General features: G+C 73.2%; 14 protein-coding genes. 5 read left to right on the top strand and 9 right to left on the bottom strand.

All coding sequences use genetic code 11. The annotated features are described in order from the left end of the window. Positions 1-10 precede the first annotated feature (10 nt). From IEZ10_RS07740 to IEZ10_RS07725, 4 genes are all read right to left on the bottom strand, one after another. Positions 11-1,159, bottom strand: a complete 1,149-nt coding sequence (locus IEZ10_RS07740) for a thiolase family protein (protein WP_179819367.1) — start codon at positions 1,157-1,159, stop codon at positions 11-13. After that, entirely contained in the window at positions 1,156-2,181 is a 1,026-nt protein-coding gene (locus IEZ10_RS07735) for a thiolase family protein (RefSeq protein WP_189245805.1), read from the bottom strand. The genes IEZ10_RS07740 and IEZ10_RS07735 overlap by 4 nt, the downstream gene beginning before the upstream one ends. Then, entirely contained in the window at positions 2,181-3,065 is an 885-nt protein-coding gene (locus IEZ10_RS07730; protein WP_189246123.1) for a Zn-ribbon domain-containing OB-fold protein, read from the bottom strand. Before IEZ10_RS07730 ends, IEZ10_RS07735 begins: the two co-directional genes overlap by 1 nt. A gap of 69 nt (positions 3,066-3,134) precedes the next feature. Then, complete coding sequence (locus IEZ10_RS07725; RefSeq protein ID WP_189245804.1) at positions 3,135-4,685, bottom strand: acyl-CoA synthetase; 1,551 nt, start codon at positions 4,683-4,685, stop codon at positions 3,135-3,137. Positions 4,686-4,863: 178 nt separating this feature from the next. Here IEZ10_RS07725 and IEZ10_RS07720 point away from each other — a divergent pair, with 178 nt between their 5' ends. The 5 genes from IEZ10_RS07720 (at position 4,864) to IEZ10_RS07700 (ending at position 8,295) form a co-directional block, all read left to right on the top strand. Beyond that, positions 4,864-5,679, top strand: coding sequence for a crotonase/enoyl-CoA hydratase family protein (locus IEZ10_RS07720; protein ID WP_189245803.1), 816 nt, complete (start codon positions 4,864-4,866; stop codon positions 5,677-5,679). A 96-nt stretch (positions 5,680-5,775) separates the two neighbouring features. Beyond that, complete coding sequence (locus tag IEZ10_RS07715; RefSeq protein ID WP_179819371.1) at positions 5,776-6,003, top strand: YlcI/YnfO family protein; 228 nt, start codon at positions 5,776-5,778, stop codon at positions 6,001-6,003. Positions 6,004-6,015: 12 nt separating this feature from the next. Beyond that, positions 6,016-6,420 (top strand): hypothetical protein, encoded by a 405-nt coding sequence (locus IEZ10_RS07710; RefSeq protein ID WP_189245802.1) that lies wholly within the window; start codon positions 6,016-6,018, stop codon positions 6,418-6,420. Between the two features lie 475 nt (positions 6,421-6,895). Further along, positions 6,896-7,201 carry a hypothetical protein gene (locus tag IEZ10_RS07705; protein ID WP_189245801.1) on the top strand — a complete coding sequence of 102 codons (306 nt, stop codon included), beginning with the start codon at positions 6,896-6,898 and terminating at the stop codon, positions 7,199-7,201. Beyond that, complete coding sequence (locus tag IEZ10_RS07700) at positions 7,198-8,295, top strand: bifunctional WXG100 family type VII secretion target/C40 family peptidase (RefSeq protein ID WP_189245800.1); 1,098 nt, start codon at positions 7,198-7,200, stop codon at positions 8,293-8,295. Before IEZ10_RS07705 ends, IEZ10_RS07700 begins: the two co-directional genes overlap by 4 nt. Before the next feature lie 110 nt (positions 8,296-8,405). Here IEZ10_RS07700 and IEZ10_RS07695 read toward each other — a convergent pair whose 3' ends face one another. From IEZ10_RS07695 to pgfA, 5 genes are all read right to left on the bottom strand, one after another. Then, complete coding sequence (locus IEZ10_RS07695) at positions 8,406-9,524, bottom strand: NAD(P)H-dependent flavin oxidoreductase (protein ID WP_189245799.1); 1,119 nt, start codon at positions 9,522-9,524, stop codon at positions 8,406-8,408. 95 nt (positions 9,525-9,619) lie between these two features. Further along, complete coding sequence (gene dprE2 / locus IEZ10_RS07690; protein WP_189245798.1) at positions 9,620-10,366, bottom strand: decaprenylphospho-beta-D-erythro-pentofuranosid-2-ulose 2-reductase; 747 nt, start codon at positions 10,364-10,366, stop codon at positions 9,620-9,622. Positions 10,367-10,469: 103 nt separating this feature from the next. Continuing rightward, positions 10,470-11,858 (bottom strand): decaprenylphosphoryl-beta-D-ribose oxidase, encoded by a 1,389-nt coding sequence (dprE1, locus tag IEZ10_RS07685; RefSeq protein WP_189245797.1) that lies wholly within the window; start codon positions 11,856-11,858, stop codon positions 10,470-10,472. Beyond that, positions 11,855-12,778, bottom strand: coding sequence for a decaprenyl-phosphate phosphoribosyltransferase (locus IEZ10_RS07680; protein ID WP_189245796.1), 924 nt, complete (start codon positions 12,776-12,778; stop codon positions 11,855-11,857). The genes dprE1 and IEZ10_RS07680 overlap by 4 nt, the downstream gene beginning before the upstream one ends. Continuing rightward, positions 12,775-13,707: a cell envelope lipid trafficking protein PgfA gene (gene pgfA / locus IEZ10_RS07675; RefSeq protein WP_189245795.1), complete on the bottom strand. Its 933-nt coding sequence runs from the start codon at positions 13,705-13,707 to the stop codon at positions 12,775-12,777. Before pgfA ends, IEZ10_RS07680 begins: the two co-directional genes overlap by 4 nt. Between the last annotated feature and the right edge of the window lie 8 nt (positions 13,708-13,715).

Below are 13,715 nucleotides of genomic sequence, written 5' to 3'. Positions count from 1 at the left end.
CCCGGAGGGGTCAGGGTCTGTCGCTGCCGACCATCCACATCGCGAAGAACTGGGCGCCTCCGCCGTAGGCGTGCCCGAGGGCCCGGCGGGCGCCGTCCACCTGGTGCTCGCCCGCCATTCCCCTGACCTGGAGCGCCGCCTCGGCGAACCGGATCATTCCGGACGCGCCGATGGGGTTGCTCGACAGCACCCCGCCGGAGGCGTTCCACGGGATGTCGCCGTCCAGGGCGGTGGCGCCGGACTCGGTGAGCTTCCACCCCTCCCCCTCGGGGGCGAACCCGAGGTTCTCCAGCCACATCGGCTCGTACCAGGAGAAGGGGACGTACACCTCGGCCACGTCGATCTCCCGGCGCGGGTCGGTGATCCCCGCCTGCCGGTACACGTCGGCGGCGCAGTCCCGGCCGCCCCGGGGGTTCACGGTGTCCCGGCCCGCCCGGAAGATCGGCTCGGACCGCATGGCCGCGCCCAGGACCCAGGCGGGGACGGAGCCGGTGAGCCGGTCCTCGGCGGCCAGCACCATCGCGCACGCGCCGTCGGAGGACGGGCAGGTCTCCAGGTAGCGGATCGGCTCCCACAGCATCGGCGTCGCCTCGACCATCGCCCGGTCGATGCCGGGGATGCGCAGGTGGGCGTAGGGGTTCCGCAGCGCGTTGCGCCGGTCCTTGACCGCCACGAGCGTGCCGACGTGGTCCGGGGCGCCGGAGCGGCGGATGTACTCGCGGATGTGCGGGGCGAAGTAGCCGCCCGCGCCGACCACCAGCGAGGCGCTGAACGGCAGGTGCGTGGACAGCGCCCAGGTGGCGTTGGACTCCGACTGCTTCTCGAACGCCACCGTGAGCACCCGGCCGTGCACGCCGCCCTGGACGAGCGAGGCCCCGGCCAGCGCGGTGGACCCGCCGACCGAACCGGCGGTGTGCACCCGCATCATCGGCTTGCCCGCCGCGCCGAGCGCGTCGGCGAGGTACGCCTCCGGCATCATCACGCCCTCGAACAGGTCGGGCGCCTTGCCGATGACGACGGCGTCGATGTCCTTCCAGGTCAGCCCGGCGTCCTCCAGGGCGCGCAGCGCCGCCTCGCGGACCAGTCCGGCGAGGGACACGTCGCGCCGCCGCGTCGTGTACCGCGTCTGCCCGACCCCGATCACCGCGCAACGGTTCATCTTCCGCCCTCCAGCACGGCGACGAGGTTGTGCTGGAGGCAGGGGCCGCCGGCGGCGTGCGCGACGGCGCGGCCGGCCCTTCCCTCCATGACGTGCCGGGCGGCCTCGCCGATGCGGATGAGGCCGGTGGCCATGACGGGGTTGGCGGCCAGCGGCCCGCCGCTGGGGTTGACGGATGTGGCGCCGGGGATGTCCAGGGCCCGGCGCAGCACGACCTCCTCGTGGCTGAACTGGGCGTGCAGCTCGGCCACGTCGGGCTGACCCTTGCCGGCCCCCGCCGCACGTGCGGCTGCGGCGGCGGAGGCCGACCGGGCGAGATCCCTCATGCCCGGGTAGTGCGGCTCTATGCGGTGCGCGACGCCTTTTATCCACGCGGGCCGCTCGCACAGCTCCCGGGCCAGGTCGCCGGCGGCCAGCACCACCGCGGCGGCGCCGTCGGTGATCGGGGCGATGTCGTACGGCCGCAGCGGCGCGACCTCGAACTCCTCCCCCTCGGGGTCGGGCAGGTCGAGGGCGTGAGGGTTGGCCCGGCCGGCGGCGCGGCTGCGCCGTACGATCTCGTCCAGCTCGGCGCGGTCCGCGGCCACGGCCGACGCCTGGAGCGCGGCGAGGGAGACCTGGTCGAGGCCGAGCGGGGCCAGGTAGTAGGGGTCGAGCTGGAGTGTCATGATCTCCCGCAGGTCGCCCTGGGACGACTTGCCGAAGCCGTAGACGAGGGCGGAGTCGACGTCGCCGTGCTGCAGCCTGGCCCACGCCTCGTACAGCGCCCAGGCGGCGTCCATCTCCACGTGGCTCTCGGAGATCGGCGGCCAGGCGCCGAGCGCGTCCAGCGCGGAGACGAAGGAGAACGGCGCGCCCGCCAGGTAGTCGCACGAGCCCGAGCAGGTGAAGCCGAACCGGCGCAGCCCGGTCGCCCGGCGGACCTCCTCCAGCGGTCCGAGGATCATCTCCGGCTCGCTGCTTCCCTCGTCCACGGCGCTGTGCCGGGTCTGCGCGAACGCCACCACCGCGACCTCGCGCATCACACCTCCTCGTCCGGCTCGCCGGTGGGGGCGAACCACCGCACGCTGTCCATGGACGGCCCGCGTCCGGACTCCGGCGCCCACACCGCCCGCACCCGCATGCCCTCCCGCACCTCGTGGGCCGGGATCTCACCGATCAGGACGATCATGGGGATGTCGGCGCCGTCGAGGAGGACGTAGGCCGACACGAACGGCACCTCGGGGGCGCGCGGGTCCGGGAGGTTGTTGATCGCGAAGGTGGTGACCGTGCCGGTGCCGGGCAGCTCGACCTCCTCGGTGACGGCGACGCCGCACTCGGGGCAGGACAGCCGGTAGGGCACGTACACCTTGCCGCAGGAGCCGCAGCGGCTGCCGAGGAAGACGCCCCGGGCGATCCCCGAAAGGAAGTGGGCGAGCGCCAGCCCCGGCGTGACGGTGTACTCCACCCGCACCGAAGCGGTCATCGCCGTGACCTCCGGGACGAAGCACTCGATGTCGGTGACGCGGCCGGTGCGCTCGGCCCGCCAGCGGGGCCGGACCCGCAGGCCGGGGCGCATGGCCCGGACGTCGCCCGCGTCCACCGCGTGCAGCAGGGAGGTGTCGGCGCCGTCCAGGCGGATCAGGGCCCAGGCGAACGGCCGGTCCAGCGGGTGACCGGCGCGCGGGGAGCCCGCCCACGACCAGCTCTCGACCGTCCCGGCCGGGCCGACCTCGACGAACTCGCCGGTGACGGCGTCCCCGGTGTCCGGGTCGTACTCCAGCGGCGGCACCAGCGTCCGGCCCGTCGCGGTGCGGACCCCGACGAGGCGGCGGTCGCGCAGCTCGGTGAGGAACCGGCCGATCACCGGCCCGGTCGTCCGGGTGTAGCCGCCGGGGAACTCCAGCACGTGCCGCGTCCGCGGGATCACCGGCGCCTCCCGGTCCGGGGCCGCGCGGCGGTCCGGGGCCGCGTCCCCGCGGCGCGTTCGGGTCGCTCAGATCGCACGGTCGTGCCCCTCCCAGTACGGGTCCCGCAGCCTGCGTTTGAGGAGCTTGCCGTTGGGCTCGCGCGGCATCTCCGCGACGAAGTCCACCGACCTCGGCCACTTCATGGTGGACAGCCGGCCCCGGAGCGACTCGACGAGCTCGACGGCCAGCTCGGGCGAGGGCTCGACGCCGGGCGCGGGCTCGACCACGGCCTTGATCTGCTCGCCCCACTCCTCGTCCGGGACGCCGAACACGGCCACGTCGGCGACCTTGGGGTGCACCATCAGCTCGTTCTCGATCTCGGCGGGGTAGATGTTGGCCCCGCCGGAGATGATCACGTCCGCCTTCCGGTCGCAGAGGAACAGGAAGCCGTCCCCGTCGAGGTAGCCGATGTCGCCGACGGTGAAGAAGTCGTCGAGGCGGCCGGCCTCGGTCTTGGCCCGGTCGCCCTTGTACTCGAAGGTCGCGCCGGCCATCTTCATGTAGACCGTGCCGGGGGTGCCGGACGGGACGGGCCGCAGCTCGTCGTCCACGATGAGCAGTTCACTGATCGGCCAGGGCCGCCCGACGGTGCCGGGGTGCTTCTTCCAGTCCTCCGGGGTCGCGATCGTGCCGCCGCCCTCGGTGGCCGCGTAGTACTCGTAGACGCAGTCGCCCCACCAGTCGAGCATCGCCCGCTTGACCGGCACCGGGCAGGGCGCGGCGGCGTGGATCATCCACCGCAGCGACGCCAGGTCGTAGGCGCCCCTGACCTCCGCAGGCAGCGCGAGCAGGCGCTTGAAGTGGGTGGGGACCATGTGCGAGCTGGTCACCCGGTGCCGCTCGCAGAGCCGGAGCATCTCCTCGGCGTCCCAGTGGTCCATGAAGACGAGGGTGTGGCCCATGTGCAGGGCCGAGCCGCCGAACTGGGTGACCGCGGTGTGGTAGCCCGGCGAGGTGACCAGGTGGACGTTCCCGCCGCCCGGGGTCATGCCGAACATCGCGGGCAGGAACGTCATCAGCTCGGCCGCGTCGTCGGGGTCCAGGCCGCTCAGCGGCCGGCGGACGCCCTTGGGCCTGCCGGTGGTGCCGGAGGTGTAGTGCATGGTGGCGCCCGCCGTACGGCCGGCCGGGGCGGTGGCGGGATGCCCGGCGACCAGGTCGGCGACCGGGCGCGCCCCCGGCACGTCCCCCAGGGCGAAGAGCCGGGACGGGTCGATCCCCGACGCGGCCGCCCCGCGCGTGCCCTCGGCGGCGAAGCGCTCGTGGACGAAGAACGCGCGGGCCTCGCTGTCGGCGACGATGTGGCCGATCTCCGGGCCGGTGAGGTGCCAGTTGACCGGCGTGTAGTACCACCCGGCCTGCAGCGCCGCGAGGTAGAGCGCGAGCCCGTCGGAGCCGTTGGGCACCAGGCCGCACAGTCCGTCCCCGTTCTCCATCCCCAGGGCCCGCAGCGCGTGCACGAGCCGGTCGGCGCGGGCGAGCAGGTCGCCGGCGCGGTGCGGGGTGCCGTCGGGGTCCACGGCCGCGATCCAGTCCGGATCGGCCTGCGCCAGCCTCCAGAAGCCGAGCGTGCCCATCGCAGATCCTTCCCGAGAATGAGAAAGGCCCGGACCGCCAAAGTGAATCACGTTCTCGTTATCGATGAAACCTCTGGTGATACGGGGAAGATGGAACGAGAATCTGTTCTCATATGCATGGGCAGGGTAACCCGCCCACTCTGACCGAGCAAGCGCTTGACAGCGGACCGGAGGCCTCGTGGAACTTCTGCCGATCAGCACGCCGCACTGCCGGGTCGAGCGCGACGGGCACGTCGTCGTGGTGACCATGGACCGGCCCGAGGCCCGCAACGCCCTGTCGACGGACATGCTGGTCGGCCTGGCCGACGCCTGGGCCTACGTCTCGGCCGAGCCGGATGTCCGCGTCGCCGTGCTGACCGGCGCGGGCGGGACGTTCTGCGCGGGCGCCGACCTCAAGGCCATGGGCGCCCCCTCGGACGACCCCCGGGTGCGGGAGCGGGCCGCGCGGATCCCCGACGTCCACTGGAAGGGCCTGCTGCGCGACCCCGGCGCCCTGCCGACGAAGCCGGTCGTCTGCGCGGTCGAGGGGTACGCCGTGGCCGGCGGCACCGAGCTGCTCGTCGGCACCGACCTGCGGGTGGCCGCCGAGTCGGCCGTCCTCGGCCTGTTCGAGGCCCGCCGCGCGCTGTTCCCGATGGGCGGCTCGGCCGTACGGCTGCCGCGCCAGATCCCCTACGCCTTCGCCATGGACCTGCTGCTGACCGGCCGGTCCGTCACCGCGCGGGAGGCCCTGGAGATGGGGCTGGTCAACCGGGTCGTCCCGGACGGCCGGGCGCTGGAGGAGGCCCTGGAGATCGCCGGCCGGATCGCCGAGTGCGGGCCGTTGGCCGTACAGGCCATCCTGCGCACTCACCGCGAGACCCTGGGCCTGCCCGAGGCCGAGGCGCTGGCGGTCGCCGACGCCATCGGCTGGCCGGTGATCGGCTCCGAGGACGCCAAGGAGGGCGCCCGCGCCTTCCGCGAGAAGCGCCCCGCCGTCTACCACGGCCGCTGAGCGCCGTCGCGTCCCGGCGCTCACCGGCGGCACGGCGCCCGCCGGTGATACCGGAATGGCTGGCCGACGGTATCACCCGTCGGTTAACGTGGGGACATGGCGATGACCATCCGGTTCGACGACGACGAGACCCGCCGCCTGCGAAGCATGGCCGAGGCGGAGGGCATCTCCATGCAGGCGGCCGTCAAACGGTCCGTGGACGAACGCGCCGCCCGGTTGACCGTCCTGGGCCGCCTCGCGGACGCCTGGGGTCCGTTGCCGCAGGCCGAGCTGGACCGGGCCGCCGATTCCCTCAAACTGAACCGGAATCGCGCCGCCTCCTGACACCATCTACCGGTGAGTTCGTTCCCACCGACCGGTTCGGGTCGCATTCTCGACGCTTCCGCCCTGACGTCCGCGGCGACGGGAAAGCACGTCTACGCCCGTGCCCTCATCGCCACCGCGTTGCGCTCCGGCACCGTCACCCTCCTCATCCCGGTGAGCGCCTACGCGGAGGCCCTCGCCGCCGTTCCGCACGACCTGCGCTGGCAGCTCATGCTTCTCACCAGCTCTCCCACGGTGGACCTCGACTTTCTCGACGACCGCGAGAAGGCCCACGAGATCGGCGACTTCGACACCTCCGACGTCCCCCTCGCGCACGTCGCATGGTGCGGCATCCGATACGGCTGGCGCGTCGTCACCGACCGGGGCGACGACCTGCGCGCCGTCGCCCCGGCCGTGGAGATCGAACCGCTTCCCTGAGGGAGGGAAGCGGAACAGCTCCGCCGCCTCGTCGCGCAACGCCTGCGGTATGGGCCCGCAGGCGGCCTCGTTCTCCCGGAGCGCCTCCTCTAGAAGGTCCCGCTCGATCCGGCGCTCGACCGCGGCATCGACATAGGCGGAGAACCCTCGCGTTCTGGCGCGCTCCCGTTCCGGCATGCCCATGAAACGAGTCTGTCGCTTGAGGTGGCGGATCGACGGGAAAACGGGGACCTCCACGTCACCCGAGCGATTCCGGAAGCCGGGACCGATGGCACGGGACGGTTCGGGTGTGGCCCGGGTCCCGGGTGGTTCGGCGGGCATGTCAGGGAGAAGCCGGGAAAAGCGGATCTCTTCTTATATGATCCATTTCCGGTGATGTTGGCCGCATGGTTCATGAACAGTCGGTTGTCGGGCGGAGGCGGCACACGCAGGCGTTCTCCGGCGAAGGCGACGACGACGGCGAAGGGATCCGATCGTGGCGACGGACATCGAGTGGAGCCGCCAGGTGCTCCTCGAACTCGGCCGGCTGGCGTACCGGCGGGGACGCGAGCTGTCGGCCGCCCGCGAGGGCTTCCCCGCGGAGGTGGGCGCCTCGCTCTTCGGTCAGCTGTCCGGGGGCGCGGAGCTGGCCACCCAGGCCGGCCGGGTGGAGAAGCACGTGGAGGCCGACGTCCGCACCGGGACGAGCCGCCTCGGCGACGTGGAGCGCGCCCTGGACAACGTCGAGAGGAACATCCGGAAGACCGAGCCGGGCCAGGAGAAGGGCACGCGCGCCGTATGACCGACATGGAGGCGGTGCGGCGCCTGGGCGGGGACCGGCTGGTCGCACTGGCGAACAAGGCGAACGGGAACCCCGGGGAGATCCGCGCGGTCGCGAAGCGCTGGCGGGACGCCGCCACCAAGTGCGCCGAGCCGTTCGACGACCTGGACGGGGCGATCCGCCGGCAGGTGTACGGGGCCTGGCACGGCGACTCGGCCGACGCGTTCGTGCGGTACATGAGGGCCTATCCCAAGGCGGGCAACGCGCTGCGCGACGCGCTCCGCAACTGCGCCGACTCCCTCGACGACGCCGCCGACGCCGTGCAGTCGGCCAAGAGCAACATCGACGAGGTCTGCTCCGCCCTCCTCGACTGGCACCGCGGCAACCCGCGCGCCACCGAGAACCAGATCAGCGGGGCGGTCAGTCAGTCCGTCACCCTCGCCCAGGGGCACGTGACCAGGGCCGAGACCGCGATCTCCACCGCCACCGGCAAGATCAAAGGGTATATCGACAACCTCTCCTCGACGTTCGGCCACATCCCCGTCCCCGCCGGCCAGGAGTTCGCGCCCAAGGACGGCAGCGTCGACGGGTGGATCCCGGCCGACCGCACCCCCGTCCGCACCACCTCGCTCAGCTCGGCGACCGGCGCACCGCCCGGCGCCACGGCCACCGACGCGCCCTGGTCTCCCGGGGGGACCGGCGGCGGGAGCGGCGGGGGCGGGGGCGGGGTCGCCACCGCGCAGGCCCTGCCGTACGTGACGGGTTCGGGGACCGGGGCCGACATCGTGTCCGCCGCGCGGACCCACCTCGGCAAGCCGTACGTCTGGGGCGCCAACGGCCCCAGCGCCTTCGACTGCTCCGGGCTCGTGTACTACTCCCTGAACCAGGCCGGGGTGAAGATCGGCGACACCACGGCCGAGGGCTACCGGGTGAGCGGGAAGCCGGCCACGCTCCCGCTCCAGCCCGGGGACGTGATCACCTTCGGCAACCCCGCCACGCACTGCGGCATCTACATCGGCGACGGCAAGATGATCCACGCCCCGAACCCGAGGACGGTGGTGAAGATCGGCGAGGTGGCGGGCCAGCAGCCCATCACCTACCGCCGCTTCACCTGACCGCCCGCCGACGCCCAGGGGCCCGCGAGACCCCGGGCGGCGGGGGCCGTCTCCCAGCGGCCCGGCCTCGTCGCGGCCGGCCGGCGCGATGCCCCGGGCGGCGGGCGCCGTCAGCCGTCTGACAGGCGGCCCAGGCGCTCGACGGCCTCGATGTACTCCTCGACCATCGTGAAGACCACCTCCTTGGCGGACCGCACCTGGTTCATCGCCCCGATGATCTGCCCCGCCGGGAAGGTCGCCAGCTCCGCGGCGTCGGACCGGCCGATCCTGCGCAGGGCGTCGGAGACCAGCATGAACTGCAGCGGCATCGGCAGCGTGCCGGGCGAGTCCCCGGCCTCCCACGCCTCGGTCCACTCGTTGCGCAGCAGGCGCGCGGGCTTGCCCGTCCACGAGCGCGAGCGCACGGTGTCACGGGAGGTCGCCGCGAGGATGCGCCGCCGGGCCGGCTCGGGGGTGTCGGCCTCCTCGACGGCCAGCCAGACGGAGCCGGTCCACACCCCCTCGGCGCCGAGCGCCATGCCCGCCGCCATCTGGCGGCCGTCCCCGATGCCCCCGGCGGCCAGCACGGGCACGTCCACGGCGTCCACGACCTGCGGGATCAGCACCATGGTGGAGATGTCGCCGGTGTGCCCGCCGGCCTCGGTGCCCTGGGCGACGACGATGTCCACGCCCACCTCGACCTGCTTGACCGCGTGCCGGGGTGTGGAGGCCAGCGCCGCCACCCGTACCCCCCGCGCGTGCGCCGCCTCGACGACGTCGGCGGGCGGCGGCCCGAGGGCGTTGGCCAGCAGCGCGATCGGGTGCCGCAGCGCCACCTCCACCTGCGGCCGGGCGGTGGCGTCGGTCCAGCCGAGCAGGACCTTCCCGGCGCCCGCCTCGGAGTCGGGCAGCTCGGCCACGCCGTGCGCGGCGAGCAGGTCGTCGACGAAACGGCGGTGGCCCTCGGGGATCATCCCCTGCAGCCGCGCCACCAGCTCCTCGGGCGAGTCGACGTCGAGGCCGGCCCCCTCGTAGGAGGCGGGCATGACGACGTCGACCCCGTACGGCCGGCCGCCGGCGTGCTCGTCGATCCAGGCGAGCTCGACCTCGAGCTCCTCCGGCGTGAAGTAGAGGGCGCCGAGCACGCCCATCCCGCCGGCGCGGCTGACCGCGGCGACGACGTCCCTGCAGTGGCTGAACGCGAAGATCGGGAATTCGATGCCGAGCATGTCCGTGACGCGTGTCCGCATGCGCTCACGGTACGACCGGCCCCGAATAACTGCAACGTGTTCTAGCTACGCAATTCCTTCCTTGAAAGGAACACGAAATGAGAAAGGAACAGGTTTCAGCGCGGCATTCTGCGCCAGATCGCCCGTGGCAGCAGGCGCGACACCGCGAACACCCACCGCAGCCGCCCGGGGACCCACACCGTCTCGGCGCCCGAACGCAGCCCCGCGACCACCGCGTCGGCCACCTCGCCCGGGGTGGACGACATCGGCGCCGGGGACATGCCCTCGGTCATCCGGCCGACGACGAACCCGGGCCGGACCACCATCACCCGGGCCCCGGAGCCGTGCAGGGCGTCGCCCAGGCCCTGCGCGAAGCCGTCCAGGCCCGCCTTGGCCGAGCCGTACACGAAGTTGGCCCGCCGCACCCGGACCCCCGCCACCGACGACAGGACCACCAGCGTGCCGTGCCCCTGCTCGCGCAGCCGCCGGGCCGCGGACAGCCCGGCCGAGACGTGCCCGCCGTAGTTGACCGCGACCGCCTCCGCGGCGGCCACCGGATCGGCGTCGTAGGCCGCCTGGCTGCCCAGGACGCCGAAGGCGGGGATCACCACGTCGAGGTCGCCGACCAGCTTCGCGGCGGTCTCGATCACCTCGCCGTGCGTCTCCGGGCGGGCGGCGTCGAAGTCGACCAGGTGCACCTCGGCGTCTCCGATGACCGGAGGCGTCCCCCCGGCGGCGCCCCGGGCGGCGAGCACGACCCGGCGGGCGCCGTCGCGGACCAGCCGCTCGACGATCGCCAGCCCGATCTCGCTGCGCCCGCCGAGCAGCAGCACGGTGTCCACCGACCCCAGCGCGTTCCTCACGGGATGAGCCTCCTTCTCTCGGGACCCGGACACGCGGGACCCGGACTCACCGGCCCCGGGCCCACCGGATCCGGGCGACCGGCGGCCCGTACGGCGCCGGTCCTCACAGCAGCAGTCTGCGGGCCAGGTCGGAGCGGAACACCCCGGCCGGATCCACCTCGTCGCGGACCCTACGCCACTCGTCCAGCCGCGGATACATCGCCGCCACCGTCGCGGCCGACGTCCGGGAGTCCTTGGCGAGGTAGATCCGGCCGCCGGCCTCGGCCACCTGGTCGTCGAACCCGCGCAGCAGCCGGGCCAGGCCCCGCCGCCCCGCCGGGATGTCCAGGGCGAGCGTCCAGCCGGGGATCGGGAACGACAGCATCCCCGGCGTGCCCGGACCGAACCGCTTGAGCACGGTCAGGAAGGAGACCACGCCCTCGGCGGACAGCCGGGCGACGATCCGCCGCAGCGTCGCCTCCTGCCCGAACGGCACCGCGAACTGGTACTGCACGAACCCGCGCGAGCCGTAGACCCGGTTCCAGCCGTCCACCCCGTCGAGCGGGTGGAAGAAGGGCGCGATGCCCTGGATGAGGCCGGTCGCCGGGCGCGACTTGGCGTACCACGCCTCGTTGAAGGCGCGCACGGTCACCGGGTTCAGCAGGCCGTTGGGCGCCCAGGGCGGGGCCTTGAGCACCGGGCCGGGGTTGAACGCCAGCGGGTCGGCGCCGCGCGGCAGCTCGTCGCGGGCGGCGTGGTCGCCGCGGGTGAGGACGCTGCGGCCCATCCGGCCGCCCCTGGCGAGCAGGTCGATCCAGGCGACCGTGTAGCGGTAGCGGTCGTCGGTGGCGGCCATCGTCTCCAGCGTCTGGTCCAGGTCGCGGGTCCGCTCGACGTCCACCCGGACGCGGGAGGTCTCGATCGGCACGCACCGGAACACCGCCTCGGTGATCACGCCGGTGAGCCCCATCCCGCCGACCGTGGCCCAGAACAGGTCGCCGCCATCGCCGCCATCGCCCCCATCGCCCCCGCCGCTCCCGTCCGGGGTGACCGTACGGCCTCCGTCCGGGGTGACCGTGCGGGTCTCGCCCGAGGCCGTGACCAGGGTGAGGGAGCGCAGGTGGGCGCCGAAGGAGGAGTCGACGTGGTGGTTCTTGCCGTGCACGTCGGCCGCCACCGCGCCGCCGACGGTCACGTGCCGGGTCCCCGGGGTGACCGGCACGAACCAGCCCCGCGGCACCAGCGCGGCCATCAGGTCGTGCAGGCTCACCCCCGCGCCCGCGGTGACCAGGCCCGTGGTCTCGTCGATGGACCAGGTGTCCAGCCCGGTGCAGTCGCAGACCAGCCCCCCGGCGTTCTGCGCGGCGTCGCCGTAGGAGCGGCCGAGGCCCCGGGCGGCGACGCCGCGGGCGGGGGCCTGCCGTACCAGCTCGGCGATCTCCTCGGCGGAGCGGGGGCGGGTCAGGCGTGCCGGGGTCGGCGCGGTACGGCCCCAGCCGGTGAGGAAGGTCATGAAAGGTAGATTCCCACGAGCAGGGGCACGAGCAGCAGGGCGGTGAAGAGCATCAGGGGCCGGTCGCGCAGCACGAGCTCCTCGGGCTCCTCGCCCACCCCCCGGTCCACCAGCAGGTTGTGCCGCAGGACGATGAGCACGAACGGCACGATGCTGATCGCGTGGAAGGGGCCGGGGTGCCGCTCGTTCAGCGCCCACAGGCAGTAGGTCACGATCATGGCGCCCGAGGACATCGCCCGGACCCCGGCGAGGTAGCTCGGCGTGTAGGCGGACAGGGCCCGCCGGGCGGAGTCGCCGGAGGCGCGCAGCTCGGCCTCGCGCTTGCCCGTCACGAGCAGCAGCGAGCCGAGCGAGACGACCACCAGGAACCAGCTCGTCACCGGCACGTCCACGGCGACCGCGCCGGCGAGGGCGCGGACCACGTGGCAGCCCGCGACCGCGACCAGGTCCACCACGGCCTGGTGCTTGAGCCAGAAGGTGTAGGAGAAGGTCAGCGCCAGGTACCCGGCGACGACGGCGGGCAGCTTCCAGTCGCCGGACAGCGCGGCCAGCGCCGGGCCCAGCAGCAGCAGGACGACCCCGGTGATCCGGGCGAGCCGTACGGTGACCAGGCCCGCCGCGACCGGGCGGCGGCGCTTGCGCGGGTGGCGGCGGTCGGCCTCGACGTCGGCGGCGTCGTTGAGCAGGTAGGCGCCGCTCGCGGCCAGGCAGAACGCGCCGAAGGCGATCACCGTGCCCAGCAGGCCCCGGGGGGTGGTCAGCACTCCCGCCGCGGCGGGGGCCGCGAAGACGAGGGCGTTCTTCAGCCACTGGCGGGGGCGGCAGGCCCGCAGCAACGCCACGGGCGAGAACCCCGGGGAGTCGGACGCGGCCGCCGGCGGGTCCGCCGACGGCCGCGCGACGGCCGTCTCCTCGTTCACCGGGTCCGGACTCGGCGCCCGCGCCCGGCGACGACCATGATGATCCCGGCGGCCAGCATGACGACGCCCACGATCAGCACGACCAGCGGGATGGTCACCTTGAGCAGGGTGATCTGGCCCTTGGCGTCCAGGGCCTTCTTCACCAGGTTGTCGACCGTCTTGGGGGTCATCTTCGCCGTCGCGTCGAAGGCGGTGATGCTGTGCGCCCCGTCCTGGGTGGTGAAGACCTCGTGGCGCTCCTGCTCCTGCTTCACCGGCGAGCCGGTCGTGGGCTCGACCCAGAAGGTGTTCCGGCCGGTGTAGTACCGGTCGACCTGGACGTCGCCGATCGTGTCCGTCACCCCTATGATCGAGGCGGGGAAGCCGCGGGTCTCGGTCTTCGTTCTGGGAACGTCCTGCTCGAACCGGTAGGTGCGCACCCCGTTGACGTCCTCCTCGCCGACGAAGCGGGCGTCGAACGCCTTGCCCGCGGTGGCGTTGAAGACGCGGTAGGTCTTCTTCTGCACGTCGAAGGGGAACAGGTAGACCTGTCCCTCCAGCTTCACCGGTTTCTTGTCGATGTTGGCGGCACAGCAGTCGACGGCCGCGCCGGTGTACTTGTTGAAGGCGCTGCGGCGGGGGGTGAACGCGATCAGCGGGTTGTCGTTGGTCACGTCGTTGGCCGCCAGGAACTCATCCCAGACCACCCGGTCGCCCTGAGCCTGGGAGACGTCTCCCCGTACGGTCACGGTGATGTCGGCTTCACCGGTCATCACCTTGAGATCCTTGGCGCTGAAGTACCGCGCGCCCGGGGCGACCAGATTGTTGATCCCGTAGTAGTCGGCCGGGGCGGCGATCAGCTTGGGGGCGGCCTGGAACCGCACGAGCGGCGCCAGCACGATGAGGAACGCCCCGAGTGCTATGAGGACTAGTCCAACGGTCCGGCGCATCTGGCCTC

It is taken from the genome of Streptosporangium pseudovulgare, assembly GCF_014648055.1.
Lineage (GTDB): Bacteria > Actinomycetota > Actinomycetes > Streptosporangiales > Streptosporangiaceae > Streptosporangium > Streptosporangium pseudovulgare.
Note: the sequence above shows the minus strand (reverse complement) of the source record. Positions and strands in the feature narration are given on the sequence as shown.

Coding starts and splice junctions, on each gene's coding strand:
- IEZ10_RS07740 (WP_179819367.1), bottom strand. CDS start 1,159: ATGAACCGTTGCGCGGTGATCGGGGTCGGGCAGACGCGGTACACGACG.
- IEZ10_RS07735 (WP_189245805.1), bottom strand. CDS start 2,181: ATGCGCGAGGTCGCGGTGGTGGCGTTCGCGCAGACCCGGCACAGCGCC.
- IEZ10_RS07725 (WP_189245804.1), bottom strand. CDS start 4,685: ATGGGCACGCTCGGCTTCTGGAGGCTGGCGCAGGCCGATCCGGACTGG.
- IEZ10_RS07715 (WP_179819371.1), top strand. CDS start 5,776: ATGGCGATGACCATCCGGTTCGACGACGACGAGACCCGCCGCCTGCGA.
- IEZ10_RS07700 (WP_189245800.1), top strand. CDS start 7,198: ATGACCGACATGGAGGCGGTGCGGCGCCTGGGCGGGGACCGGCTGGTC.
- IEZ10_RS07695 (WP_189245799.1), bottom strand. CDS start 9,524: ATGCGGACACGCGTCACGGACATGCTCGGCATCGAATTCCCGATCTTC.
- dprE1 (WP_189245797.1), bottom strand. CDS start 11,858: ATGACCTTCCTCACCGGCTGGGGCCGTACCGCGCCGACCCCGGCACGC.
- pgfA (WP_189245795.1), bottom strand. CDS start 13,707: ATGCGCCGGACCGTTGGACTAGTCCTCATAGCACTCGGGGCGTTCCTC.